The 23,036-nt window shown below is 57.9% G+C and carries 26 protein-coding genes and 2 pseudogenes; 10 read left to right on the forward strand and 18 right to left on the reverse strand.

The window, feature by feature from the left end; genetic code table 11:
• Nucleotides 1–34: 34 nt before the first annotated feature.
• From alkB to ACA075_RS13520, 5 genes and pseudogenes are all read right to left on the reverse strand, one after another.
• A complete protein-coding gene (gene alkB, locus ACA075_RS13500; protein WP_497298916.1) occupies nt 35–715 on the reverse strand; it encodes a DNA oxidative demethylase AlkB in 681 nt (226 codons plus the stop codon).
• Nucleotides 705–1,409 carry a 2OG-Fe(II) oxygenase gene (locus ACA075_RS13505; protein ID WP_497298917.1) on the reverse strand — a complete coding sequence of 235 codons (705 nt, stop codon included), beginning with the start codon at nt 1,407–1,409 and terminating at the stop codon, nt 705–707. Before ACA075_RS13505 ends, alkB begins: the two co-directional genes overlap by 11 nt.
• Nucleotides 1,406–1,687, reverse strand: a pseudogene (locus ACA075_RS13510) (methylated-DNA--[protein]-cysteine S-methyltransferase); the annotation flags it as partial. The gene ACA075_RS13505 and the pseudogene ACA075_RS13510, both read right to left, overlap by 4 nt.
• A 362-nt stretch (nt 1,688–2,049) precedes the next feature.
• Complete coding sequence (locus tag ACA075_RS13515; protein WP_094467298.1) at nt 2,050–2,226, reverse strand: hypothetical protein; 177 nt, start codon at nt 2,224–2,226, stop codon at nt 2,050–2,052.
• Between the two features lie 29 nt (nt 2,227–2,255).
• Nucleotides 2,256–2,558: a DUF1883 domain-containing protein gene (locus ACA075_RS13520; protein ID WP_007946189.1), complete on the reverse strand. Its 303-nt coding sequence runs from the start codon at nt 2,556–2,558 to the stop codon at nt 2,256–2,258.
• 212 nt (nt 2,559–2,770) lie between these two features.
• Between ACA075_RS13520 and ACA075_RS13525 the strand changes: the two genes are divergently transcribed.
• Together ACA075_RS13525 and ACA075_RS13530 are read left to right on the forward strand one after the other, a co-directional pair.
• Nucleotides 2,771–3,127 (forward strand): hypothetical protein, encoded by a 357-nt coding sequence (locus ACA075_RS13525; RefSeq protein WP_497299252.1) that lies wholly within the window; start codon nt 2,771–2,773, stop codon nt 3,125–3,127.
• Nucleotides 3,128–3,199: 72 nt separating this feature from the next.
• The gene (locus ACA075_RS13530; RefSeq protein ID WP_497298918.1) at nt 3,200–3,430 is read left to right on the forward strand and encodes a hypothetical protein; all 231 of its coding nucleotides are present in this window, start codon (nt 3,200–3,202) and stop codon (nt 3,428–3,430) included.
• Between the two features lie 11 nt (nt 3,431–3,441).
• On the opposite strand, the gene ACA075_RS13535 is transcribed toward ACA075_RS13530, so the two are convergent.
• On the reverse strand, nt 3,442–3,723 hold the full coding sequence (locus ACA075_RS13535) for a hypothetical protein (protein WP_094467302.1): 282 nt from the start codon (nt 3,721–3,723) through the stop codon (nt 3,442–3,444).
• 140 nt (nt 3,724–3,863) lie between these two features.
• Nucleotides 3,864–4,052, reverse strand: coding sequence for a hypothetical protein (locus ACA075_RS13540; RefSeq protein WP_094467303.1), 189 nt, complete (start codon nt 4,050–4,052; stop codon nt 3,864–3,866).
• Nucleotides 4,053–4,310: 258 nt separating this feature from the next.
• On the opposite strand from ACA075_RS13540, the gene galU reads away from it, so the two are divergent.
• The gene (gene galU, locus ACA075_RS13545; protein ID WP_010460715.1) at nt 4,311–5,150 is read left to right on the forward strand and encodes a UTP--glucose-1-phosphate uridylyltransferase GalU; all 840 of its coding nucleotides are present in this window, start codon (nt 4,311–4,313) and stop codon (nt 5,148–5,150) included.
• 130 nt (nt 5,151–5,280) lie between these two features.
• Complete coding sequence (gene gorA, locus ACA075_RS13550; RefSeq protein WP_497298919.1) at nt 5,281–6,639, forward strand: glutathione-disulfide reductase; 1,359 nt, start codon at nt 5,281–5,283, stop codon at nt 6,637–6,639.
• On the opposite strand, the gene ACA075_RS13555 is transcribed toward gorA, so the two are convergent.
• Nucleotides 6,636–7,655, reverse strand: a complete 1,020-nt coding sequence (locus ACA075_RS13555) for a DNA-binding protein (RefSeq protein ID WP_497298920.1) — start codon at nt 7,653–7,655, stop codon at nt 6,636–6,638. The genes gorA and ACA075_RS13555 overlap by 4 nt on opposite strands.
• 178 nt (nt 7,656–7,833) lie before the next feature.
• Between ACA075_RS13555 and ACA075_RS13560 the strand changes: the two genes are divergently transcribed.
• The 3 genes from ACA075_RS13560 (at nt 7,834) to ahpF (ending at nt 11,187) form a co-directional block, all read left to right on the forward strand.
• Nucleotides 7,834–8,772, forward strand: coding sequence for a site-specific integrase (locus ACA075_RS13560; RefSeq protein ID WP_497298921.1), 939 nt, complete (start codon nt 7,834–7,836; stop codon nt 8,770–8,772).
• A gap of 150 nt (nt 8,773–8,922) precedes the next feature.
• Nucleotides 8,923–9,486, forward strand: a complete 564-nt coding sequence (ahpC, locus tag ACA075_RS13565; RefSeq protein WP_010460707.1) for an alkyl hydroperoxide reductase subunit C — start codon at nt 8,923–8,925, stop codon at nt 9,484–9,486.
• Nucleotides 9,487–9,624: 138 nt separating this feature from the next.
• Nucleotides 9,625–11,187 (forward strand): alkyl hydroperoxide reductase subunit F, encoded by a 1,563-nt coding sequence (gene ahpF, locus ACA075_RS13570; protein ID WP_497298922.1) that lies wholly within the window; start codon nt 9,625–9,627, stop codon nt 11,185–11,187.
• A gap of 89 nt (nt 11,188–11,276) precedes the next feature.
• Here the strand turns inward: ahpF and gloA are convergent, their stop codons facing one another.
• Nucleotides 11,277–11,798, reverse strand: a complete 522-nt coding sequence (gloA, locus tag ACA075_RS13575) for a lactoylglutathione lyase (RefSeq protein ID WP_497298923.1) — start codon at nt 11,796–11,798, stop codon at nt 11,277–11,279.
• A gap of 146 nt (nt 11,799–11,944) precedes the next feature.
• Between gloA and ACA075_RS13580 the strand changes: the two genes are divergently transcribed.
• Entirely contained in the window at nt 11,945–12,469 is a 525-nt protein-coding gene (locus ACA075_RS13580) for a DUF4946 domain-containing protein (RefSeq protein ID WP_497298924.1), read from the forward strand.
• Between the two features lie 177 nt (nt 12,470–12,646).
• Here the strand turns inward: ACA075_RS13580 and ACA075_RS13585 are convergent, their stop codons facing one another.
• From ACA075_RS13585 to ACA075_RS13595, 3 genes are all read right to left on the reverse strand, one after another.
• Complete coding sequence (locus ACA075_RS13585) at nt 12,647–13,009, reverse strand: histone-like nucleoid-structuring protein, MvaT/MvaU family (RefSeq protein ID WP_077747869.1); 363 nt, start codon at nt 13,007–13,009, stop codon at nt 12,647–12,649.
• A 232-nt stretch (nt 13,010–13,241) separates the two neighbouring features.
• Nucleotides 13,242–14,774, reverse strand: a complete 1,533-nt coding sequence (locus ACA075_RS13590; RefSeq protein ID WP_497298925.1) for an EAL domain-containing protein — start codon at nt 14,772–14,774, stop codon at nt 13,242–13,244.
• 115 nt (nt 14,775–14,889) lie between these two features.
• Complete coding sequence (locus ACA075_RS13595; protein ID WP_497298926.1) at nt 14,890–15,762, reverse strand: LysR family transcriptional regulator; 873 nt, start codon at nt 15,760–15,762, stop codon at nt 14,890–14,892.
• A 78-nt stretch (nt 15,763–15,840) separates the two neighbouring features.
• Between ACA075_RS13595 and ACA075_RS13600 the strand changes: the two genes are divergently transcribed.
• The gene (locus ACA075_RS13600) at nt 15,841–16,779 is read left to right on the forward strand and encodes a DMT family transporter (protein ID WP_497298927.1); all 939 of its coding nucleotides are present in this window, start codon (nt 15,841–15,843) and stop codon (nt 16,777–16,779) included.
• 249 nt (nt 16,780–17,028) lie between these two features.
• On the forward strand, nt 17,029–18,105 hold the full coding sequence (gene hppD / locus ACA075_RS13605) for a 4-hydroxyphenylpyruvate dioxygenase (RefSeq protein WP_219093983.1): 1,077 nt from the start codon (nt 17,029–17,031) through the stop codon (nt 18,103–18,105).
• 127 nt (nt 18,106–18,232) lie between these two features.
• Here hppD and rarD read toward each other — a convergent pair whose 3' ends face one another.
• The 6 genes and pseudogenes from rarD to ACA075_RS13635 form a co-directional block, all read right to left on the reverse strand.
• Nucleotides 18,233–19,114 (reverse strand): EamA family transporter RarD, encoded by an 882-nt coding sequence (gene rarD / locus ACA075_RS13610; RefSeq protein WP_497298928.1) that lies wholly within the window; start codon nt 19,112–19,114, stop codon nt 18,233–18,235.
• Between the two features lie 102 nt (nt 19,115–19,216).
• Entirely contained in the window at nt 19,217–20,170 is a 954-nt protein-coding gene (locus ACA075_RS13615) for a D-2-hydroxyacid dehydrogenase family protein (RefSeq protein WP_497298929.1), read from the reverse strand.
• A gap of 13 nt (nt 20,171–20,183) precedes the next feature.
• Nucleotides 20,184–21,209, reverse strand: a complete 1,026-nt coding sequence (locus ACA075_RS13620) for an alpha/beta fold hydrolase (RefSeq protein ID WP_497298930.1) — start codon at nt 21,207–21,209, stop codon at nt 20,184–20,186.
• A gap of 85 nt (nt 21,210–21,294) precedes the next feature.
• A complete protein-coding gene (locus ACA075_RS13625) occupies nt 21,295–21,729 on the reverse strand; it encodes a YqaA family protein (protein ID WP_497299253.1) in 435 nt (144 codons plus the stop codon).
• Nucleotides 21,729–22,175 (reverse strand): DUF411 domain-containing protein, encoded by a 447-nt coding sequence (locus ACA075_RS13630; RefSeq protein WP_497298931.1) that lies wholly within the window; start codon nt 22,173–22,175, stop codon nt 21,729–21,731. Before ACA075_RS13630 ends, ACA075_RS13625 begins: the two co-directional genes overlap by 1 nt.
• A gap of 255 nt (nt 22,176–22,430) precedes the next feature.
• Nucleotides 22,431–22,955 (reverse strand): annotated as a pseudogene (locus tag ACA075_RS13635) (methyl-accepting chemotaxis protein); the annotation flags it as partial.
• Between the last annotated feature and the right edge of the window lie 81 nt (nt 22,956–23,036).

The raw sequence follows: 23,036 nt of genomic DNA on the forward strand, positions 1-23,036 counted from the left end.
CGCACTCCGAGTCTTGCGGTTGAATTCGAGGGTGTCATCCGGCAGTGCGAAAGGTGAAGTTGATCCGTTGCTCGCCCAGTCGCGGGTGATGGCCGTCCTTGATCGGCAAGACGCCGTGATAACGCAAACGATCGACGCCGCCCCAGACCACGATATCGCCATGCAGCAACGGTATGCGCTGGCTTTTATCGCTTCGTTCAAACCCGCCGAACAGGAACATGGCCGGCAATCCCAATGACACCGACACGATCGGTGCGGCGTAGGAACCTTCGTTCTTGTCCTGGTGCAATGACATCTTGGCGCCGGGGGCATAACGGTTGATCAGGCAGGAATCAGGGACAAAATCTGCAAATCCCGCTTCCCGTGCCGCCGCTTGTGCCAGTTCGAAAAACACGTCGGGCATTTCGGGCCAGGGTTGCCCTGTCTGTGGGTCATTGCGCGTGTACCGGTAGCCGCTGCGGTCAGTGGTCCAGCCCCAAGTGCCGCAACTGCTCAAGGCCACCGACATGGTAAAGCCGCCGGGCGTGATCATCTGCCGGAACGGTGCAGCTGTCAGAACCGCTTCCAGTGCCGACAGCAACCGATCGAGCCGGGACAGGGCAAAGCCGCGCAAGACGCAGGACTGTTCACCGATCTGCTCACGCCTGGGCTCCTGCTCGGGTTCGGCATCGGCAAACAGATCGAAGGTGGTCGGACTCATGGGGTCATAACGCATCGTGAAAGATGATTCCAAGGGTATGTCGTTTTCCACTGTGAAGGCGACTCACGCCGTGACGCATCGTCACTCTGTAATAGCCGCGAACGCCTTTGACCGGGCGCTGGCTCACGGCAAAGATCACACCATCGCCTTTCTTCAGGCCGATCACCTGCGGGCGTGACTGCATCCGCGGGCGTTGTTCGGTCAGCACAAACTCGCCGCCGGTAAAATCTTCGTCCGGTTCTGACAGAAGAATCGCCACTTGCAGCGGGAACACGTGTTCGCCGTACAGGTCCTGATGCAAACAGTTGTAGTCCTGCGGGCCATATTGCAGCAACAACGGCGTCGGGCGCTCCTGACCGGCGGCATGGCAGCGTTGCAGAAATGCTTCGTGGGTTCCTGGGAAACGGGTCGGCAGGTCCATGCATTCGTACCAGCGATTGGCGATCGGTACCAGTCGAGGGTAGAGCGTACTGCGCAAGCGGGCGACCGTGTCCGGCAAGGGGTAGTTGAAATACTTGTACTCGCCCCGGCCAAAACCGTGACGCGCCATGATCACTTGAGAGCGAAAAAGCGCTGACTGGGCGTAGAGGGCGCTGACGTCATCGCACGCCTGCGCACTCAACAGCGACTTGATGATCGCGCAGCCATCCTGATCGAGTTGTTGCTCCAGGGCTGCCCAGTCCAGCGCATCGAAGGTGGGCTCTCTCATCGCTGAGCCTCGCGATCCAGCAACTGCCGTTTACGCTCCATTCCCCAGCGATAACCGCCAAGGCTGCCGTCCTGGCGCAGCACCCGATGGCAAGGCACGATAACGGCCACCGGGTTGGCTCCACAGGCATTCGCCACCGCCCGAGAAGCGCTGGGCTGACCGAGGCGTTGGGCGATATCACGGTAGCTGGCGGTTTCGCCGACAGGGATTTGCCGCAGGACTTCCCAGACTCGCCGTTGAAATACGCTGCCGGTCAGGTGCAGCGGCAGATCGAGTACGGTGTGTAGATCTTCGAGGTGGCGCAGGGTTTGCTCCAGGGCTGGCATCAAACCCTCATCGCGCTGCGGGGTTGGCGGGCCAGGGAAACGCCGCGCCAGATCGCGTTCGAGCGTGATCAAGTTGTCGCCGAGCAGCAGCGCGCACAGGCCCTCGGCACTGAACGCCAACAACAAGACGCCAAGGCTGGAAGTGCCGCTGATGTAGCGAATCGGGGAAGTAGACATGTTCTGACTCCTTAACCAAAGGTCGAGGTGATCAGTCTGGGGCGTGCCAAGGGAGTGAACACTCCGGCGCTTGCGGTCGAATTCAAAACGGGCGCGGAGCATGACGTCCTTGTTGTCGCTCCGGGTGCCGGGTCGCGTTACAGCGCTTTGCTGACGGCGATGTCGCTGATGACGTCTTCGCTCGAACCATGAATGGCGTCCAGCGCGGCCTTGGCTTCTTCTTCAGTGCCTTTTTCGAGCTGGGCAAATTCGAAGCGGCGTTCGCCGTTGAGTTTGTATTTGATGACGTACTTGGTCGTTTGGGCCACGGTCATACCTGCTTTTATTCGTGTGGGAACGTAGCTCAGCTCAGTTTCGTGCTGGAGCGACGGATGATCTTGATCGAGTGTGTCAGGGTCGGTTTGCGGGTCACGCTGATCGGCCGGCGGTTGACCGTGTCGATGGTGATGTTCCAAAAACCGGTGCTCGGCGCAGTAATCCGGGCCGGGAAAGTATCGAACGCACCGCCGTGATAAGTGTGACGACCGCCGTTCTTGAAGCTGCGGAAGTTGGCGTCGTTCATCAAGCGGATGTTGCATGTTTGGGAGCACTGGATGACGACGATGTCGTCTTCGTTGAGGTGCTCGCGCTGGTGGATAAATTTCATGAGGCGCCTCCAGAAGGGCTTTTTCTACAAAATCAAAACGATAGCATGGGCGATTGGCGCAGTTTATCAGCCCGAACAGGTTATTATCCGGTCGTCGAGGTTCGCTTTGACAATTAAAAACAGTTATTCGGAATTCAATGAGCGATAAACGCAATGAACCTCGGAGAAAATCAGCATTTGTGCTGTCGGAGGGTCTTTATCGGAGGTTTTGTATGAAGTGGGGTGTGTTGGCCTTGCCGTTGGCATTGGTAGTGAGTGGCTGTGCGAGTGTTTCGGAGATAAACGAGACGCTGCCTACCATGAACGTGATCTCAGGCAAAAAGCCCAATGAATACGCGCAATGCCTGGTTGAAAAACTGGCTGACAGTCGTGGCGCCCTGCAACTGGAGTCAACCAAGGACGGGATGCGCGTGATCGTGCCGGCGAAATTCTCGTCGGCCCCGGCAGCCGTATTCGACATCGAAGATCGCTCGGGTGGCAGTGGTATCAAGCTGCATGAGCGTATGTCCAATGTGCCGGTGCGCCCTAAAGACGTGCAAAAAGCCGCCAATGTCTGCATTTCCGGCTGATAGACTAGCCACCGTTCACACCGATGCCGTCAAAGTCATGCTTTGGCGGCATTGTCTTTTCTGGAGTCGAGCATGAAGCGAGAGCAGGTACGGGAACGCCATACAGAGGGACTGATCTCTGCCACCCACGTCATTCAAAATCCCGCGAACCCGGGGGAATGGATCGTGTTTTTCAAGAAAAGCGCCGGGCGCAGCTATTTTCTGGTGGATGATAACGATGAGGTCGAGTCGTTTGCTCGTCTCGACGATTTGATCGAGACCGTGCGTGGTCTCGGAATCAAATTTGCGGAAATTCACATGTAGGGCAGGGCGCCCTACTTGCAGACCACCACGACACTGCGGTTCTTGAAGTTGCCGACATCGACCCCCAGGGTTTTGTCGCTTTCCTTGGTGGAAGGCGTTCCGTCGGTACCGACGATCCGGTAGCCGGTGCCCGCGCAAGAGGCATCGGCCTTTTCATAGCACGTGGCCCAGGAATTGGCTTCGCCGGAACAGTCTATTTCCAGACCTTGCTCTCCGTTGTTCAGGTACATTTTCTCGGAAGTGGCGCAGCCGCTCAGGGCCAGGATTGCAATCAAGGGCAAAAATTTAGTCATGTCGTTGTCGTCGTCAGGATGATGGGGCTAAGCGCTGTGACAGCGCAGGCATCAAAAGGTTATAGCGAATGGCCACTTGTTTGCACCCGGCCACAAAAAAGCCCTGCTGGATGGCAGGGCTCTGCGTATGCCGCAGGAGATCAGTCCTGACTCTTGCCGCGTCGCTTCGGCGCGGGGGGGGTGTAGTCGAGCACCGACGCCACTTCAATCGCCATCGCTTCGCTGGGTAACGGACCGGAAACATCTTCGCCATTCGCGGCGGTAATGTGCCACTGGCCATCTTTTCCTTTGTCGACCGTGTACCCGTTGATGATTTTTGCTACGGTCATCTATCTGTCTCGTTCACTGGTTCAAAGTCGCCATGATACCGGCAAATGCTCGCATTGGGGGGCGATAAGCGTATGGTGGTTCAGTTTGTCGGCCTCTTTGAGCTACGCTGATTTGACCGCGCAAAAATCTGGATGGAACTATCCGCGGGAATATTTCTCTATGATGGCATCGGTTAGCCAGCGCGGGGCATTGTAAGGTGCACGCCGCCTGATTAGACTGCGCCGAAACTCGTACACACAGCCCTTTCAAGGACTTATATGATCAAGAAATGCTTGTTCCCAGCAGCCGGTTACGGTACTCGCTTCCTGCCAGCGACTAAAGCCATGCCCAAAGAAATGCTGCCGGTGGTAAACAAGCCACTGATCCAGTACGGCGTCGAAGAAGCACTGGACGCTGGTTTGACTGAAATCTCCATCGTCACCGGTCGCGGCAAACGCGCCCTGGAAGACCACTTCGACATCAGCTACGAGCTGGAAAACCAGATCAAAGGCACCGACAAAGAGAAGTACCTGGTCGGTATCCGCAAGCTGCTCGACAACTGCTCGTTCTCCTACACCCGCCAAACCGAAATGAAAGGCCTGGGCCACGCGATTCTGACCGGTCGCCCACTGATCGGCGATGAACCGTTCGCCGTGGTGCTGGCGGATGACTTGTGCGTCAACCTCGAAGGCGACGGCGTCCTGACCCAGATGGTCAAACTGTACAAGCAGTTCCGCTGCTCGATCGTTGCCATCCAGGAAGTCGACCCGCAAGAAACTCACAAGTACGGCGTGATTGCCGGTGAGATGATCCGCGACGACATCTACCGTGTTCACAGCATGGTCGAGAAGCCAAAACCTGAAGATGCACCGTCGAACCTGGCGATCATCGGCCGTTACATCCTGACCCCGGACATCTTCGACCTGATCGAACAGACCGAGCCAGGCAAGGGTGGTGAAATCCAGATCACCGACGCCCTGATGAAGCAAGCCCAGAACGGCTGCGTCATGGCTTACAAGTTCAAAGGCAAGCGTTTCGACTGCGGTGGCGCTGAAGGCTACATCGACGCGACCAACTTCTGCTTCGAAAACTTCTACAAGACTGGCAAGGCTTACTGATAGCGTTTGACCTGCTTGTATTGAAAAGCCACCTTCGGGTGGCTTTTTCATTTTCCGCCCCCATATCGCTTGCAGCGCTTGCCCAGCGGATGTCTGCGGGTATGCTGGTTGCCTGCCGAGGAGATTGAAAATGGCCTACGATTTTGACCTTTATGTGATTGGCGCCGGTTCCGGCGGTGTACGGGCTGCGCGTTTCGCTGCCGGTTTTGGCGCGAAAGTGGCTGTGGCTGAAAGTCGTTACCTGGGTGGTACGTGCGTGAACGTCGGCTGCGTGCCGAAGAAGTTGCTGGTCTACGGCGCGCACTTCGCCGAAGACTTCGAGCAGTCTTCCGGCTTTGGCTGGACGTTGGGTGAAGCGAAGTTTGATTGGGCAACGCTGATTGCCAACAAGGATCGCGAGATCAATCGCCTGAATGGCATTTACCGCAACTTGCTGGTCAACAGCGGTGTGACCTTGCATGAAGGCCACGCCAAAATCGTCGACCCGAACACGGTCGAAATCAATGGCGAGCGCCACACAGCCAAGAACATCCTGATTGCTACCGGCGGCTGGCCGCAGATTCCGGAGATTCCGGGGCATGAACACGCGATCAGTTCCAACCAGGCGTTCTTCCTCAAAGAGCTGCCCAAGCGCGTTCTGGTGGTGGGCGGCGGTTACATCGCTGTCGAGTTCGCCGGGATCTTTCACGGGCTGGGCGCCGACACCACGCTGTTGTATCGCGGCGAACTGTTCCTGCGCGGCTTCGACGGTGCGGTGCGCAAGCATTTGCAGGAAGAGCTGACCAAGCGCGGCATGAACCTGCAATTTAACGCCGACATTGAGCGTATCGACAAACAGTCCGATGGCAGCTTGAAGGTGACACTCAAGGACGGTCGCGAACTGGAGGCGGATTGTGTGTTCTACGCCACCGGGCGCCGGCCGATGCTTGACAACCTCGGGCTGGAAAACACCGGCGTCAAACTCGACAAGAAAGGTTTCGTCGAGGTCGATGATCAGTATCAGACTGCGGAGCCGTCGATCCTGGCGCTTGGCGATGTGATCGGCCGTGTCCAACTGACCCCCGTCGCTCTGGCTGAAGGTATGGCAGTGGCGCGCCGCTTGTTCAAGCCGGAGCAATATCGTCCGGTGGATTACAAGATGATCCCGACTGCCGTGTTCAGCCTGCCGAACATTGGCACTGTCGGTTTGAGCGAGGAAGAGGCGCGCGAAGCTGGTCACGAGGTGCAGATTTTCGAAAGCCGTTTCCGTCCGATGAAGCTGACGCTGACTGAATGTCAGGAGCGCACGCTGATGAAGCTCGTGGTGGATGCGAAGACCGACAAGGTTTTGGGTTGCCACATGGTCGGGCCGGATGCCGGTGAGATCGTTCAGGGCTTGGCGATTGCCTTGAAGGCTGGCGCAACCAAGCGCGATTTCGACGAAACCATCGGCGTGCATCCTACTGCCGCCGAAGAGTTCGTCACCATGCGCACACCGGTTGCCGGTTAATCGTTCTTTTCGCGCACTGATGCGTCTGGCGCTGTTGCAATGACAGCGGCCAGGCGCAGGCTTTCATCGAGGCTCGCCTGGGTCTTGAGCAAATCGATTTCCAGCGCTTTGTTTAACTGCGACTGCTCGTCGACGCTCTGCTTGAGCGACTGACTTTCCAGCAGGGCGGCGCGCAAGCGTTCCTGGAGGAGGGTGCGTTCGCTGTCGATGCGGTTGACCTGCTCCAGCAATTGATCCTGACGGCTGTGGGTGTGCTTGAGCTGCTCCTGCAACAGCCCCAGTTCCCGCAGCGTCCCACGGTTCTCGGTGAGCAAGCGCTCGTTGTCGCGGTGCAGTTGAGTAATCTCATCCTGACGCACCAATGCGCTTTGCTGGGCCTGGCGCAATTCCATCTGAATCTGCTGCACTTGGCCTTCGTGGCGGCTCTGCTCCTGCTCGCGCTGTTCCTTGACGGCGTTGCGGTAGTGTTCCAGCGCATCGCGTGCGTGCAGGTGCTTTTCTTCCAGTGAGCGGATTTGCTCATCCTTGTCTTGCAAGCGCAGTTCGAAATCGGCCAGCGCCTGATTCAGCCCGGCGTTGCGGGTTTGTTCCGCCTGCAGCATGGAGCGGGTTTCTTGCAGGGCCTCGGACTCTTGAGTCAGGGCCAGGCTCTGAATTTCGTATTGCTGGTGTATTTCAGCGTTGTCTTGTCGGGCCGCAGTCAGCTGGATTTCCAGCTCCTTTCGTTGCTGATCGAACTGCGCGCGTGCCTGGTCGATGGGTTCTTGCGCCTGCTCCTTGAGGCGCTGCGCCAAGCGCGAGACCAAGCCTGCCAGCTCATCATCGATGGGCTCTGAAGGTGTTTCGATACGTTCGCCGCCGTCATCCAACTCCTTCAGATAGCGGTGAATGGTGGTTTTTGAGCCGGTATTTCCCATCTCGATCCGTACTGCATCGATGCTGGGGTTTTCGCCACGGGCAAGAATTGCCAAACGTGCCGCCTGCACCACCGCTTTATTTACGCCGCCACGAGCCATGTGTTCTCCTACGATTTCGTACTGTGGTACATGCCACTAAAGTACGCAGTGTACCATCATCAATAAAAAGATAAAAAATGTAAGTTATTGATGCGGGATATACTGGTATTACCCCGTGTGATACGCCGCGTTACAGGTTTTACTTCACCAAAGCGGTACATTTTCGAGAGATGAGCCCATGACTGATCTGGATCGCTACCTGCAAGCCGCCACCCGCGACAACACGCGTCGCAGCTATCGGGCGGCCATCGAGCATTTCGAAGTCAATTGGGGAGGTTTCCTGCCGGCGACGAGTGACAGCGTGGCGCGTTACCTGGTGGCCCATGCGGGCGTGCTGTCGATCAATACGTTGAAGCTGCGCTTGTCCGCGCTGGCGCAGTGGCATAACAGCCAGGGTTTCGCCGACCCCACCAAGTCGCCGGTGGTGCGCAAGGTCTTCAAGGGCATCCGTGCGCTGCACCCGGCCCAGGAGAAACAGGCCGAGCCATTGCAGCTTCAGCATTTGGAGCAAGTGGTGGCATGGCTGGAACAGGAGGCGCAAAACGCCAGGGCGCAAAACGATCAGCCGGGTTTGCTTCGCGCCAGACGTGACACTGCGCTCATCTTGCTGGGCTTCTGGCGTGGCTTTCGCAGTGATGAGTTGTGCCGCGTACAGATCGAACACGTGCAGGCGAGCGCCGGCTCAGGCATCACCCTCTACCTGCCACGCAGCAAGAGCGATCGCGAGAACCTCGGCAAGACTTACCAGACCCCGGCCCTGCAGCGCCTCTGCCCGGTGAACGCCTACATCCAATGGGTCACGGAAGCTGCGCTGGTCCGTGGGCCGGTGTTCCGCGGAATCGACCGCTGGGGCCATTTAAGCGAGGAGGGCTTGCACGCCAACAGCGTGATCCCTTTGCTGCGCCAGGCCCTGGAACGCGCCGGCATTTCGGCCGACCACTACACCAGCCATTCCCTGCGACGCGGTTTTGCCAGTTGGGCCCATCAGAGTGGTTGGGATCTGAAATCGTTGATGAGTTATGTAGGTTGGAAGGATGTGAAGTCAGCCATGCGCTATGTTGAAGCCAGCCCGTTTCTCGGAATGGCCCGAGTCGCTGAAAAGCCATTGGCGCGCTAGATACCGTTTTCTTCTATTAATACTGTCTGCTAATAGCGAAAACCAATCAGCAGCATGAGCTTTGCCAATGAGCCAGGCGGCGATCGAGTGGGTAGGATTCACCCCATCAACTTCTCAACCAAACTTTTCAACCCTGACGGAGAGTCATCGATGCCTATCATCAACAGCCAAGTTAAACCGTTCAAAGCTGACGCCTTCAAAAATGGCGACTTCGTAAAAGTGTCGGACGCTGACCTGAAAGGCAAGTGGTCTGTCGTGTTCTTCTACCCAGCCGACTTCACCTTCGTTTGCCCGACCGAACTGGAAGACCTGGCTGACAACTACGACGCGTTCCAGAAACTGGGCGTCGAGATCTACAGCGTTTCCACCGACACCCACTTTGCCCACGCTGCCTGGCACAACACTTCGCCAGCCATCGGCAAAATCCAGTACACCATGATCGGCGACCCGACTCACGCCATCTCCCGCAACTTCGACGTGCTGATCGAAGACGCAGGCCTGGCTGACCGTGGCACCTTCGTGATCAACCCTGAAGGCCAGATCAAAATCGTTGAACTGAACGATGGCGGCGTTGGCCGTGACGCTTCCGAGCTGCTGCGCAAAATCAAGGCTGCCCAGTACGTCGCTGCTCACCCAGGCCAGGTTTGCCCAGCCAAGTGGAAAGAAGGCGAGGCCACTCTGGCTCCGTCCCTGGACCTGGTTGGCAAGATCTAAGTCTGTGAAAGCATCATCAGGGCGGGTTTCCGCACCTAAGTAAGCTGCAACCGCCCAAATAAAAACGCCCGGGCGAGATTCGCTCGGGCGTTTTTTTTCGTCTCAGTCTCTTCACCAAACAGCATGGAAATCGCCCGTATGTTGGACGCCACTCTTAAAGCCCAGTTGAAATCGTACCTGGAACGGGTCACCCAGCCGATCGAGATCGTTGCCTCCCTCGACGACGGTGCGAAATCCCAGGAAATGCTCGAACTCCTGAAAGACGTTGCAAGTCTTTCCAGTCAGATTACTTTGCTCGATAACGGTGACGATGCACGCAAACCATCGTTCTCGATCAATCGCCCGGGTGCCGATATCAGCCTGCGTTTTGCCGGCATCCCGATGGGCCATGAATTCACTTCGTTGGTGCTGGCCTTGCTGCAAGTGGGCGGCCACCCTTCGAAGGCCAGTGTTGAAGTGATCGAACAGATCCGTTCGCTCAAAGGTGAGTTCAGCTTCGAGACCTATTTCTCGCTGTCCTGCCAGAACTGCCCGGACGTGGTCCAGGCGCTGAACCTGATGGCGGTATTGAACCCGAACATCCGCCACGTCGCCATCGACGGCGCGTTGTTCCAGGCCGAAGTCGATGATCGTCAGATCATGGCCGTGCCAAGCATTTACCTCAACGGTGTGAACTTCGGCCAGGGCCGCATGGGCCTTGAAGAAATCCTCGCCAAGATCGACACCAGCGGCATCGAGCGCCAGGCCGAGAAAATCAGCGCCAAGGAAGCCTTTGACGTATTGGTCGTCGGCGGTGGCCCAGCCGGTGCTTCGGCAGCGATCTACGCTGCTCGTAAAGGCATTCGCACCGGTGTGGCGGCTGAGCGTTTCGGTGGGCAGGTGCTCGACACCATGGCCATCGAAAACTTCATCTCCGTGCAGGAAACCGAAGGCCCGAAACTGGCGGTAGCGCTGGAAGAACACGTCAAGCAATACGACGTCGACATCATGAACCTGCAGCGCGCCGACAAACTGGTGCCGGGCAAGAACGGCGAGCTGCACGAAGTCCACTTCGCCAGCGGCGCGACCTTGAAAGCCAAAACTGTGATCCTCGCAACCGGTGCGCGGTGGCGTGAAATGAACGTCCCGGGCGAGCAGCAATACCGCAACAAAGGCGTGGCGTACTGCCCGCACTGCGACGGTCCGCTGTTCAAAGGCAAGCGCGTGGCGGTGATTGGCGGCGGTAACTCCGGCGTCGAAGCGGCCATCGACCTGGCGGGCATCGTGTCTCACGTCACGTTGCTGGAGTTTGACGTACAACTGCGCGCCGACGCGGTCTTGCAACGCAAGTTGCACAGCCTGCCGAACGTCACCGTCATCACCAGTGCGCAAACCACTGAAGTGTTGGGCGACGGTCAGAAGGTCAGTGGCCTGCGTTACAAGGACCGTCAGTCTGACGAGTCACGGTCTGTCGAGCTGGAAGGGATCTTTGTGCAGATCGGTTTGCTGCCCAACACCGATTGGCTTAAAGGCACCATCGAGCTGTCGCCTCGCGGCGAGATCATCGTCGATGCCCGTGGTGAAACGTCGATGCCTGGCGTGTTCGCTGCCGGTGACGTCACCACCGTGCCGTACAAGCAGATCGTGATTGCAGTGGGTGAGGGCGCCAAGGCTTCGCTGAGCGCATTCGATCACCTGATCCGCACCTCCGCGCCGGCTTAAACGCCAACGCTGAAAACACAAAAACCCCATGAGCGATCGTGGGGTTTTTTGTGCCTCACACATTCCCAATGTGGGATGTGTGGTGGGGCTTAGAGCGGAGCTGGCTGGATGATTTCAACCCAGTAAGCATCCGGGTCCTTGATGAACGCCAGGCTCTTCATGCGCCCGTCGTTCAGGCGTTTCTGGAAATCGCAGCCCAGCGCTTCGAAACGTTCGCAAGCCGCTCGGATGTCCGGCACGGAGATGCAGATATGGCCGAAGCCGCGCGGGTCGGTGTTGCCGTTGTGATAGGCGAAATCCGCGTCGTTCTCGGTGCCGTGGTTGTGGGTCAGTTCGAGAATGCCGGGGATCGATTTCATCCATTCGGTACGGGCAGCAGCGTCGGCCGGAATCTGGTCTTTATCAACCAGCGCCAGGAAATACAGACTGAATTCGGCTTCCGGAAAGTCGCGTTTTTCCACTAGCGAAAAACCCAGGATGCGCGTGTAGAAGTCCAGGGACTTGGTGATGTCCTTGACCCGCAGCATGGTGTGGTTGAAGACGAACTTCTGGGTGGCGGTGTCAGGTTGAGCAGTCACGCCGGGGAAAGTGTTCAATTCGTGCAGGCTCATGGGCCCTCCGGAAAATAAAGTGGGGCTAACGAATGGCGACAATGATACGCAAGGGCTCTGACATCACCAAACCCAAACCGTCGGCTATTGCCTGACAGACGGGTGAGGCTCAGACTTTACGGTTAAATCCGTGAGTGCTCATTGCAATGATCCGATTCCGTAAATCGACCTTCGTCCTGTTCTGCCTGCTGTCAGCTGTCACCAGCGCTCATGCGGATGCACCGGTGGTGACCTGGCCGAGCGGCTGGGAGGTCGAAGCCGTTCCGCAAGATGATGCCAAACCAGGGGTTTCCCGGCAGCGCGCGGTGAAAGTCGACCAGGGCGGCACGCCGGTAATGGTGATGGAATTGACCATGACTCAAGTAGAAAGCGGTCATCAGGTCAATCTGGAGGGCGTGTTGCTGGAAATGCGCAAGTCGGTGCAGAAGGACTTTTTTCAAGGCGGCTATCAAAGTGTCTGCAACAAAATTCATCCAGCGACCTTGAGCCGCTTATCGGGATTGGAAACTACTTGCACGATTACACAGAACGGTCGACATGTGCTGTCGCAAACATTGGTCGCGGCGGTGGATGCCGATAAGGCCTATGTTTTTTCCTACGCGGGGCAGGCTGAGGCTTATAAGGCAAGTGAGCATGAAATTGCGGCGGCTCGTAACAGCTTGAAACTTTAGTTGAGGGTTTGCGTGACTGCAGATTTCAGCGCGATCTGAAATTTTTAGATACCCAAACGGATTAAGCATAAAGTTTAGTCGGTAAGTAGCGAGTTGAACGACTCCCCTCGTTGCGTTTAAAGGCCGTTCATAAAAAAAGCCCTGCATTGGCAGGGCTTGTTTTATCACCGCGAGTGCTTAGCCTCGCAGCCAGGAATCTACGGTAGCGGCACCGTACTGTTCCTTCCAGGCTTTCAGGCCGCGGTGGTTGCCGCCCTTGGTTTCAATCAGCTCGCCGGTGTGCGGGTTGTGATAAACCTTGACCACACGAGCGCGGCGGGTTTTAGGGGCTGCTGCCTGCAGACCGGATTTTGCCGGGTTCGGATCGAGAATGGCGATGATGTCGCGCAGGCTTTTGCCGTAGGTTTTCATCAGCCCCTGGAGCTTTTCTTCGAATTCGATTTCTTTCTTGAGCCCGGCATCATTCTTCAGCGATTCCAGCTGCTTGAGCTGTTCTTGAAGGGCCTTTTCAGCGGCACGAAATTCAGCGAGTCTGGACAAATTCATTACTCCAATAGTGTGTTTGGCTGATACCAACCGCAAACAAAGCTATAAGCCAAGAGCCTTGAAGCGACTCGGTGATAGTGGCTCACCTGCCAATCTTGCACAGGCATGAAAAATTGTAGTAGTTAATTGGCCAAGAGTAAATCATGTCTTTTTCTTCATGTAACTACAGTAGTCTTTTGATTCAATTTGGTGCGCCGCTTCGTTGCCTCGTCGCGTAAACCGCAGGTTAATGGCGCCTTAATGCATTAATGAATTCGGCACCGGGCATCGGTCGACCGAACAAATAACCTTGCAGAAAGTTCACGCCGTGTGCGGCCAGATAGTCACTTTGCTCCTCGGTTTCCACGCCTTCGGCGACGATCCCCAGATCGAGCTTGGCCGACAGTTCGATAATGCTGTCCAGAATGTGCCGGGAAAGCGCGTCAACGCCGATCATCGCGACAAAACTCTGATCGATTTTCAGGAAGTCCACATTGAACTGGCGCAGGTAACCGAGGCTTGAGTGACCCGTGCCAAAGTCATCGATAGCGATCATTACGCCCAAGGCGTGAAGCTGCTCGAACAATTGGTGCGTGATGGCCGTCGGCTCGATCAGTTCGCGCTCGGTCAACTCCAGCACCAGGTTGATGGCGCCCGGCGCAAAGGCACTGAGAAATTTCCGGCAATCCTCGACCAGTTCCAGGTCCTGGCAGTGGCTGGCGGTGATGTTGATGCCAATGTGAAACGGCCCGTCGAACGAGGCAGCGACAGGCGCCAACAGCGCAGAGGTCTGTCGCATCAGGGCGCGGGTCATCGGCACGATCAACCCGGAATGCTCGGCAAACGGAATGAACAGGTCAGGGCGCACCAGGCCTTCCTTCGGGTGATTCCAGCGCATCAACACTTCAGCGCCGGACCAGGTTTTAGTATCGCCATGTACCACGGGCTGAAAATACGGAATGAACTCGGCGGCCTCCAGTGCGCGCTGCATTTCATGGCTGGGGGACGACGAGCGCATTTGCAGAACATGTCCGATTGCGCCCGCGACCACGCCGAAGAAGATAAGCAGACTGAACAGCGGCGGGTACTCGCTGCTCATGTAGCGCCAGGTTTCACCCTTGGGGAAACCGGCTGCGACCGTAAAGCCATAACGCGTGGACGTCAGTTTGCTTTCGGCCACGGGCAGGACGGGAAGGGCGACATCGTGAACCTTGCCGTCGGCGGATAACCAGTTGGGACCGACTTGCAGCAACAGGATCGTCTTGCGACCAATCATGCGCAGCACGTTGCTCAGGTGATAACCGTCCAGCGTACTTAAAGCTCCCTGTTTTCCTTCGCCCAGTCGATACACCAGTATCGCGGTGTCAGGCGTGACCAGGTTGCCTTTCATCAGTAGCAACCGGCCTTTGGAGTAGTCGCCGGCACTGAGCTTTTCGTGGTAGTCACCGAACAAAGAACTGCAATAAATGCTGTCGTCCCACACCAGATTCGTCGCGCGCACGAATGGACCGCGGGTGACCTGTTCACGCAGGGCCAATTTGACGTCATTGCAGCTTTGACCGGCCAGCGGCAGCAGTTCTCGTGCCGCCTGGGCGTTACTATCGAGCATCAATTCGAATTGGCGGATGGCTTCTTCGGCCGTCAGCGTGGTGCTCTGCTTGAGCGCACGCTCGGCCTGCATATAGAGAATGACGCTCCCCAGCAGCACTGGAAGCACCCCGCTCAGGAGGGTTACAGCCATTCGTTTGCCGCGTTTGTGGGTCTTGGCGTTCAGTGGCATTCGCAAAGCCTGTGACGATGAAGGACGGCTCTCAAATGCTGGGAGGGCAACGGCACGTCTCCCATAAAGAGTTCAGGTAGTGGGCATGATAGATGGCCGTCGGGACTTATGCCGCTCAACGATAATCAAGGCTTGAAGCCAGCTGGATAAACGCCAGCGTTGCGGGCGACGATTGACGTTGGTCGAGCACTGCCAGGCCCACCTGCCGATTGACGGATGGCGACAGCGGTTTTTTCACGTAGCGGCTGTCGTTGTCGTCGGGCAACGAACCTTCGGCGACCACGGTCACGGCATTGCCTCGGCCTACGGTGTCGAGGGTGCTGATCAACTGCGAGCAGCGATAACGGATGTTCGGTGTCAGCCGGGCCGCACTGAACAGCCGTGAAACCAGCTCCGAAGACCCGGCTTCGGTCAGCACGAACGGGTCGTGACACAAGTCGCTCAAGCTCAAGCTGTCGCGACCCGCCAGCAGATGATCGGAGGGCAGCAGCGCGACCATCCGGTCTTCGATCAGCGTGAAAGTATCGAAGCGATCTTCGGGCAGCACCACGAAACCGATATCGATTCGTCGTTCTTCCAGCCACTGGATAATCAGCCGGTCCGGGCCTTCGTCGATGTGGACTTCGATACCGGGGTGAGCGGCGCGGTAGTGCTGCAGGATCTGCGGCAGCAGTTTGATCGATGAGGTGGGGCCGAACGAGCCGATGCGCAGAGTGCCGCGCTTCATCCCGCGAGCATCGGCCGCTTCCTGGCGCAAGGTGTTGGCCAACCCGAGCATGGCCCGGGCGCGCAATAAGAGCTGGAGACCGATGTCGCTCGGTTCGACTTGGGACTGGTGGCGCCGGAATAACTCGACACCCAATTCCTGTTCCAGCGACTTTAAGGCATGCGACACCGCCGATTGGGAAATCCCCAGCCGATTGGCCGCCGCCGTGAAACCACGCAGTTCGGCGACCAGCGAAAAAATCTCGAGTTGTGTCAGGGTCATGAGTCTTTACTCATTTTACGATGATCGTGCATTAGTCGAATGATACGTCATCTACCCTGACTGAAGTCCTTACGCCTCATGAATGCTTATGCGCAAACAGCCTCATCGGATGTGCCGGTTTACCTGAAACTCGCCGCTGTCACCATGATCTGGGGCGGGACGTTCGTGGCCGGCCGGTTTCTCGCGGACAGCCTAAGCCCATTGTTCGCCGCCAGCCTCAGATTCCTCCTGGCCAGCGTGGCGTTGCTGCTGTTTTTGCTACTGGCCCGCGTGCCACTGGCGAAACCGAGCCCCAGGCAGTGGCTGCAACTGGCGCTGTTGGGGTTCTTCGGCATCTTCTTCTACAACCTGTGCTTCTTTTATGGACTGCATTACATCAATGCGTCCCGTGCGTCGTTGATTGTGGCGCTAAACCCCGCCGTGATCGGGCTGGCGTCGTGGCTGCTGTTCAAGGAGCGTATGAGTCGGGCGAAGGTTATCGGCATCGCGATCTGTATCGCCGGGGCGAGCCTGGTGATCGTCAGTCGCAACTCGCAGTTGCTGGCCGGCAACGCCGACGCCTGGATCGGTGACCTGCTGATTTTCGGCTGCGTGATTGGCTGGGGGATTTACTCGCTGTTCTCCAAAGACTTGAACCACTCGCTGGGGCCGGTGCAGACGGTGACGTATTCGATTCTGCTCGGCACCGTGATGCTGTGCGTGGCTAGTGCGATACACGGTGAACTGAGTGTCAGCGCGCTCATCAGCCTCGGTCCTCAGCAATGGTTGAGCCTGATGTACCTGGGCGTGTTGGGCTCGGCGCTGGCCTACATCGGTTATTACGATGGTATTCGCCGAATCGGGGCAACGCGTTCGGGGGTGTTCATTGCCCTGAATCCGCTGACCGCCGTGATCCTCGGTACGCTGTTGTTAGACGAGCAGTTGACGCTGGCGATGTGCCTGGGAGGCGGGCTGATTCTCGCGGGGATTTTCCTGTGCAACAAACCCCTTGCGCGAGCAGGGAAAAAGGGGATTTGATACAGAAGGCGGACAAACCTATTTACGCTGTGTAGAATCGGGTTACGCATACAATAATAATCGTCTTCTGCCTGCAGAAGACTCGCCCGCATCAGCCTTGGGTCGACAATGAAAAGTTTCGGGTTTCAATTGATCTACGGTGACTTCCTCGCCCGCAGCGTGCGGGGCATCTCCTGCGCGCCACCCGCCGGCTTCAGCATTCTTAGCAACTAACGTTCCGTTAATTCTAAAAAATGATGAGGCGCCAAAATGGCAGATTTATACGAAAACCCAATGGGCCTGATGGGCTTTGAATTCATCGAGCTTGCATCGCCGACCCCGAATACCCTGGAGCCGATCTTCGAGATCATGGGCTTCACCAAGGTCGCGACCCACCGCTCCAAAGACGTGCACCTGTATCGCCAGGGCCAGATCAACCTGATCCTCAATAACGAACCGCACAGTGTTGCTTCGTACTTCGCGGCCGAGCACGGCCCGTCGGTGTGCGGTATGGCGTTTCGCGTCAAGGATTCGCAACTGGCCTACAAGCGTGCGCTGGAAATCGGTGCCCAGCCGATCCACATCGAAACCGGGCCGATGGAACTGAACCTGCCGGCGATCAAAGGCATTGGCGGCGCGCCGCTGTACCTGATCGACCGTTTTGGCGAAGGCAGCTCGATCTACGACATCGACTTCGTGTTCATCGAAGGCGTTGACCGCAACCCGGTCGGCGCCGGTCTGAAAATCATCGATCACCTGACCCACAACGTGTATCGCGGTCGCATGGCGTACTGGGCCAATTTCTACGAAAAGCTGTTCAACTTCCGCGAGATCCGTTATTTCGACATCAAGGGCGAATACACCGGCCTGACCTCCAAGGCCATGACCGCCCCGGACGGCATGATCCGCATCCCGCTGAACGAAGAGTCGTCCAAGGGCGCCGGGCAGATCGAAGAGTTCCTGATGCAGTTCAACGGTGAGGGCATCCAGCACGTGGCCTTCCTCAGCGATGACCTGATCAAGACCTGGGATCACCTGAAAAGCATCGGCATGCGCTTCATGACCGCGCCACCGGAAACCTACTACGAAATGCTCGAAGGCCGCCTGCCGAACCACGGCGAGCCGGTGGATCAGCTGCAATCGCGTGGGATCCTGCTGGACGGTTCGTCCGAGTCCGGCGACAAGCGTCTGCTGCTGCAGATCTTCTCGGAAACCCTGATGGGGCCGGTGTTCTTCGAATTCATCCAGCGTAAAGGCGACGATGGTTTCGGCGAAGGCAACTTCAAGGCACTGTTCGAATCGATCGAGCGTGATCAGGTTCGTCGTGGCGTGCTTGCTACCGAATAAGCCGGCTCACCGCTAAACCTGTGGGAGCGGGCTTGCTCGCGAAGGCAATTGTTCATTCAACATCTGAGTTGACTGATACGACGCCTTCGCGAGCAAGCCCGCTCCCACATTTGTTTTTGTGTGCGGCTTAAGGTTTGCGATGCCGGACCAGATGCTTGAACCCTTCGAACACCAGCACCACTACTGCCAGCCAGATCGGAATATAGGTCAACCATTCCCCGGGCTTGATGCTTTCCCCAAGCAGCAACGCAACGCCCAGCAACAACACCGGTTCTACATAACTCAACAGCCCGAACAGACTGAACGGCAACAACCGGCTGGCGATGATGTAGACCACCAGCGCCGACGCGCTGATCACCCCGAGTATCGGGATCAGCAGCGATAACCACGGGTGTTGATCAAACACGCCGAAACCCTGTTCGCCACTCTGCACGAACCAGAACGCCACCGGCAGCGTCAACGCCATGTCCAGCCATAAACCGCCAAGGTTGTCGGCGGCCAGGCGCTTGCGCAGGATGAAATACAGCGGATAGCCGATGCAGACCAGCAAGGTTGCCCAGGAAAAACCACCGACCTGATACACCTCGTTGATCACGCCAAGACAGGCCAGTACCACGGCGATTTTTTGCAGATACGAGAGGCGCTCGCCATAGGCGATCCGCCCGGTCAGCACCATGGTCAGCGGCAACAGGAAATAGCCGAGCGACACATCCAGGCTGTAGCCGTTGAGCGGCGCCCACATGAACAGCCAAAGCTGCACGCCGAGCAGGGCGGAGGAGGCGATCAGGCCGGCGATCAGTTTCCGATTCCCGGCGATGCGCCGAAAAATTTCGACCACGCGTTTCCATTCGCCGGAAACCACCATGAACACGGTCATGCACGGTACGGTCAGCAGCATGCGCCAGCCGAAAATCTCCACGCCGCTCAAGGGGGTGAGCAGCGAGGTGTAGTAATACATGACGGCAAACAGCACCGAGGCCGAGACCGATAAAGCGATACCTTTAGACAAACTGCCCTCGCGAGGTTGGACGTGAAACGGGCGCAGAGGATACGTGGTTTTCGCGTTCAGTATTGACCAACATCGATCGAGTGCGAGAGCGGCGCTGCGGTCCTAGCTCAGAAGACGAATCGGCTCACCCGACGACCACGCTTGAATGTCCTCGATCATTTGCGAAAAGAACTGATGGTAGTTCTGTTGACTGACATACCCGACATGCGGCGTCGCCAACACGTTGTCCAGCGTTCTGAACGGATGATTTAGCGGCAGAGGTTCCACGTCGAACACATCCAGCGCCGCCCCCGCCAGCCGATTCTTCTGTAATACCTTGATCAGCGCAGCCTCATCGACAATCGGTCCGCGAGCGGTGTTGACCAGCAGCGCCGTGGGTTTCATCCAGTTCAGCGCCTGGGCGTCGACCAATCCCCGGCTGCGATCACTGAGCACCAGATGAACCGACAGCACATCGGCCTGCTCGAACAGTTCCTGCTTGCTGACATAGGTCACGCCCACTTCAGCGGCACGTTCGGCGGTGAGGTTTTCGCTCCACGCGATCACGCGCATCCCGAACACCTGACCGAACTGCGCGACACGTTGGCCGATACTGCCAAGGCCGAGGATTGCCAGCGTCTTGCCGTGCAAGTCGCCACCCAGGCCTTGCTGCCATTTCCCTGCGCGCAAGGCATTGGCTTCGACCACGAGATTGCGGGTCGCCGCCATGATCAGTGCCCAGGTCAGTTCTGGAGCCGCGTGTTTGTAGCTGTCGGTGCCACTGACCTGGATGCCCAGTGCCGTAGCGGCTTTGAGGTCCAGCGCGGCATTGCGCATGCCGCCGGTGACCAGCAGCTTGAGTGTCGGCAATTGGCGCAGGAGGTCTTCATCGAACCGGGTGCGTTCGCGCATCACACAGATCACTTCGAATTTACCCAGACGCTCCGCCAGGGTTGCGTTGTCGGCGGGGTAATCATGGATAAAGCTCACCTCGCCGAGGCTGTCCAGCACGGACCAGTCGACCACGTCACGGGCCACGTCCTGCCAATCATCGATCACCGCAATCTGCACCGCCATCAGCCTTACCTCATCAACGCACGGGATTGGTTTTGTTCAGCCAGTCGAGCAATGCCTGGTGGAATTTCGCCGGTTCTTCCATCTGCGGCGCGTGGCCCATGCCGGGGAATTCAACCAGTGTGGACTGCGGAATCAGTTTTGCCACTTGCTTGCCGAGCACGTCGTAATGACCGAGTTTCGCCTTGACCTCCGGGGAGGCAATGTCACTGCCGATGGCCGTGGTGTCGGACGTGCCGATCAGCAACAGCGTCGGCATCTTCAGGTCCTTGAACTCGTAGTACACCGGCTGGGTGAAGATCATGTCGTAGATCAACGCCGAGTTCCAGGCGACTTGCGTGTGCCCCGGGCCTTTGTTCAGGCCGGCCAGCATATCGACCCAGCGATCGAATTCGGGCTTCCAGCGGCCACCGTAATAGGTGTTGCGTTCATAGGTACGGATGCCGTCGGCGCTGAGCTTGAGTTCGCGCTCGTACCATTGATCGACGGAGCGATAGGGCACGCCAAGGGCTTTCCAGTCTTCCAGGCCAATGGGATTGACCAGCGCGAGTTGTTCGACCTGATCGGGGTATTGCAGCGCATAGCGCGTGGCGAGCATGCCTCCGGTGGAGTGCCCGAGCACGCTGGACTTCTGGATGCCAAGGGCTTTGAGCAGGTGCTGGGTATTGGTCGCCAGTTGCTGGAACGTGTACTGATAGTTGTCCGGTTTACTGGAGGTGCAGAAACCGATCTGGTCCGGCGCAATCACCCGGTAACCGGCTTCGCTCAGGGCTTTGATCGAACTGTCCCACGTGGCGCCGCAGAAGTTTTTGCCATGCATCAACACCACGCTGCGCCCGTTGGCCTTGCCGTGGGCGGCGACGTCCATGTAACCCATTTGCAGGGATTTGCCCTGGGACTCGAACGCGAAGTGCTTGACCGTATAGGGGTACTCAAACCCTTGCAGTTCCGGCCCGTATTCCGGGCCTTCGGCATGAGCCAGAACAGGCAGGGCAGCGGTCAGAAACAGGCCGGGCAGCCAGCGGGAAAGGGGACGGGACATGGGTGAACTCCATAGAAAACCCGCCGATGCTGGATCGGCATGATTAGGGTGACATTAAACACAGGCAATCGCTGCCGCCGATCGTTCAACCGATCCAGCCCAGCGTGGCCAGGGCCAGCACGCCATAACGAGCACCTTTGGCGAGGGTCACGATCAGCAGGAACCGCCCAAGCGGCTCGCGCATGACGCCGGCCACCAGCGTCAGCGGGTCACCGATGATCGGCACCCAACTCAGCAGCAATGACCAATGACCATAGCGTTGATAGTGTTTTCGGGCCTGTTCCAGATGGCGCGGGCTGACCGGAAACCAGCGCCGGTCGCGAAACCGCTCGATGCGACAGCCTAGCCACCAATTCACCACTGAACCGAGGACGTTGCCCAGCGTTGCGATGGCCAGCAGCGACCATAGCCAATACTGCTCGCTGAGCAACAGCCCGACGAGCAGCGCTTCGGATTGCAACGGCAGCAGGGTCGCGGCACCGAATGCCGCGAAAAACAGCCCGATGTAGGCGCCGCCGATCAATGGGCCGGGTAGTCCGCCACCACCACGTCAGTGCCGTCCTTTTTCAGGCCGATCACTTGCCAGGCATCGCTCATGCCGTCCATTTCCATGCCGGGCGAACCCATGGGCATGCCCGGCGCCGCAACACCCAGCAAGTCATCACGTTTGCTCAAGGCCAGGACTTGATCCGCAGGCACATGGCCTTCGACGAATTTGCCGTTGATCAGACCGGTGTGGCAGGACGCCAGGCGCGGCGGCACGCCGTGCTGTTGCTTGAATTCGCTCATGTTGGATTCGACGTGGTCTTCAACCTTGAAACCGTTGGCCTCGAGGTGGCTGATCCATTTTTTGCAGCAACCGCAGTTGGCGTCACGGTGGACTTCGATCGGGACCAGGTCGGCGGCCTGAGCCAGGGAGGAGATAAAAAGGGCGCTCAGGGCGACCAGACGCAGGTGGGTTCGCATGGGGGACTCGTCTCGGGTTGCGGCCAAAAAAGATGCATTTTGACCATTTTTTGCCGCGAAGAGATACGAGGTTGTTTCGAATTAATACAGGTCTGCCAAACTTTTGTGGCGAGGGAGCTTGCTCCCGCTGGGCTGCGCAGCAGACCCAAAAGCGACGACTGCTTCGCAGCCGGACGGGAGCAAGCTCCCTCGCCACAAAGGCTCCTCACCACAACAGCTCCCCGGCCACAGGGAGCTGGTGTCATTCAGCAGCAGTCAACGAACCTTGAACCGCCCCATGATCGAGCTGACACGCGCATTGGCTTGCAGCAGTTGTTGGGTATTGAGCTCGCTGGCCTGGCCGCTTTTTACCAGCTCATCCACCATGTGGCGGATCTGCACCATGCTGCGGTTGATCTCTTCGGTCACCGCGCTTTGCTGCTCGGCGGCGGTAGCGATCTGTGTACTCAGGCTGTTGATGTGGCTGACCGAGCCGGCCATCTCATCCAGCCCCGTGTTGACTCGCGCCGTGGCATCGGCCGCAGACTGGCAACTGGCCTGGGTATTTTCCATCGCGGTGACAGACGAACTCACGCCTTGGGTCAGGCGCTTGAGCATTTCATTGATTTGCGAAGTGCTGGCCTGCGTGCGGGCGGCGAGGGCGCGGACTTCATCGGCGACGACCGCGAAACCGCGACCTTGCTCACCGGCCCGGGCCGCTTCGATCGCGGCGTTGAGCGCCAGCAAGTTGGTCTGCCCGGCAATGGCGCCAATCACCCCGAGAATCTCGGTGATGCGTTGCGCATCCTCCTGCATGCTTTCGACTTTATGGGTGGCGCTTGCCACTTCATCGATCAAGGCGATCACGCTGCTGGACGCTTC

It is taken from the genome of Pseudomonas sp. LBUM1663, assembly GCF_059695905.1.

Excerpts from the sequence above, each read along its gene's own strand:
- alkB (WP_497298916.1), bottom strand. The coding sequence starts at position 715 with ATGCGTTATGACCCCATGAGTCCGACCACCTTCGATCTGTTTGCCGAT.
- ACA075_RS13505 (WP_497298917.1), bottom strand. The coding sequence starts at position 1,409 with ATGAGAGAGCCCACCTTCGATGCGCTGGACTGGGCAGCCCTGGAGCAA.
- ACA075_RS13515 (WP_094467298.1), bottom strand. The coding sequence starts at position 2,226 with ATGACCGTGGCCCAAACGACCAAGTACGTCATCAAATACAAACTCAAC.
- ACA075_RS13520 (WP_007946189.1), bottom strand. The coding sequence starts at position 2,558 with ATGAAATTTATCCACCAGCGCGAGCACCTCAACGAAGACGACATCGTC.
- ACA075_RS13525 (WP_497299252.1), top strand. The coding sequence starts at position 2,771 with ATGAAGTGGGGTGTGTTGGCCTTGCCGTTGGCATTGGTAGTGAGTGGC.
- ACA075_RS13530 (WP_497298918.1), top strand. The coding sequence starts at position 3,200 with ATGAAGCGAGAGCAGGTACGGGAACGCCATACAGAGGGACTGATCTCT.
- ACA075_RS13535 (WP_094467302.1), bottom strand. The coding sequence starts at position 3,723 with ATGACTAAATTTTTGCCCTTGATTGCAATCCTGGCCCTGAGCGGCTGC.
- ACA075_RS13540 (WP_094467303.1), bottom strand. The coding sequence starts at position 4,052 with ATGACCGTAGCAAAAATCATCAACGGGTACACGGTCGACAAAGGAAAA.
- galU (WP_010460715.1), top strand. The coding sequence starts at position 4,311 with ATGATCAAGAAATGCTTGTTCCCAGCAGCCGGTTACGGTACTCGCTTC.
- gorA (WP_497298919.1), top strand. The coding sequence starts at position 5,281 with ATGGCCTACGATTTTGACCTTTATGTGATTGGCGCCGGTTCCGGCGGT.
- ACA075_RS13555 (WP_497298920.1), bottom strand. The coding sequence starts at position 7,655 with ATGGCTCGTGGCGGCGTAAATAAAGCGGTGGTGCAGGCGGCACGTTTG.
- ACA075_RS13560 (WP_497298921.1), top strand. The coding sequence starts at position 7,834 with ATGACTGATCTGGATCGCTACCTGCAAGCCGCCACCCGCGACAACACG.
- ahpC (WP_010460707.1), top strand. The coding sequence starts at position 8,923 with ATGCCTATCATCAACAGCCAAGTTAAACCGTTCAAAGCTGACGCCTTC.
- ahpF (WP_497298922.1), top strand. The coding sequence starts at position 9,625 with ATGTTGGACGCCACTCTTAAAGCCCAGTTGAAATCGTACCTGGAACGG.
- gloA (WP_497298923.1), bottom strand. The coding sequence starts at position 11,798 with ATGAGCCTGCACGAATTGAACACTTTCCCCGGCGTGACTGCTCAACCT.
- ACA075_RS13580 (WP_497298924.1), top strand. The coding sequence starts at position 11,945 with ATGATCCGATTCCGTAAATCGACCTTCGTCCTGTTCTGCCTGCTGTCA.
- ACA075_RS13590 (WP_497298925.1), bottom strand. The coding sequence starts at position 14,774 with ATGCCACTGAACGCCAAGACCCACAAACGCGGCAAACGAATGGCTGTA.
- ACA075_RS13595 (WP_497298926.1), bottom strand. The coding sequence starts at position 15,762 with ATGACCCTGACACAACTCGAGATTTTTTCGCTGGTCGCCGAACTGCGT.
- ACA075_RS13600 (WP_497298927.1), top strand. The coding sequence starts at position 15,841 with ATGAATGCTTATGCGCAAACAGCCTCATCGGATGTGCCGGTTTACCTG.
- hppD (WP_219093983.1), top strand. The coding sequence starts at position 17,029 with ATGGCAGATTTATACGAAAACCCAATGGGCCTGATGGGCTTTGAATTC.
- ACA075_RS13615 (WP_497298929.1), bottom strand. The coding sequence starts at position 20,170 with ATGGCGGTGCAGATTGCGGTGATCGATGATTGGCAGGACGTGGCCCGT.
- ACA075_RS13620 (WP_497298930.1), bottom strand. The coding sequence starts at position 21,209 with ATGTCCCGTCCCCTTTCCCGCTGGCTGCCCGGCCTGTTTCTGACCGCT.
- ACA075_RS13630 (WP_497298931.1), bottom strand. The coding sequence starts at position 22,175 with ATGCGAACCCACCTGCGTCTGGTCGCCCTGAGCGCCCTTTTTATCTCC.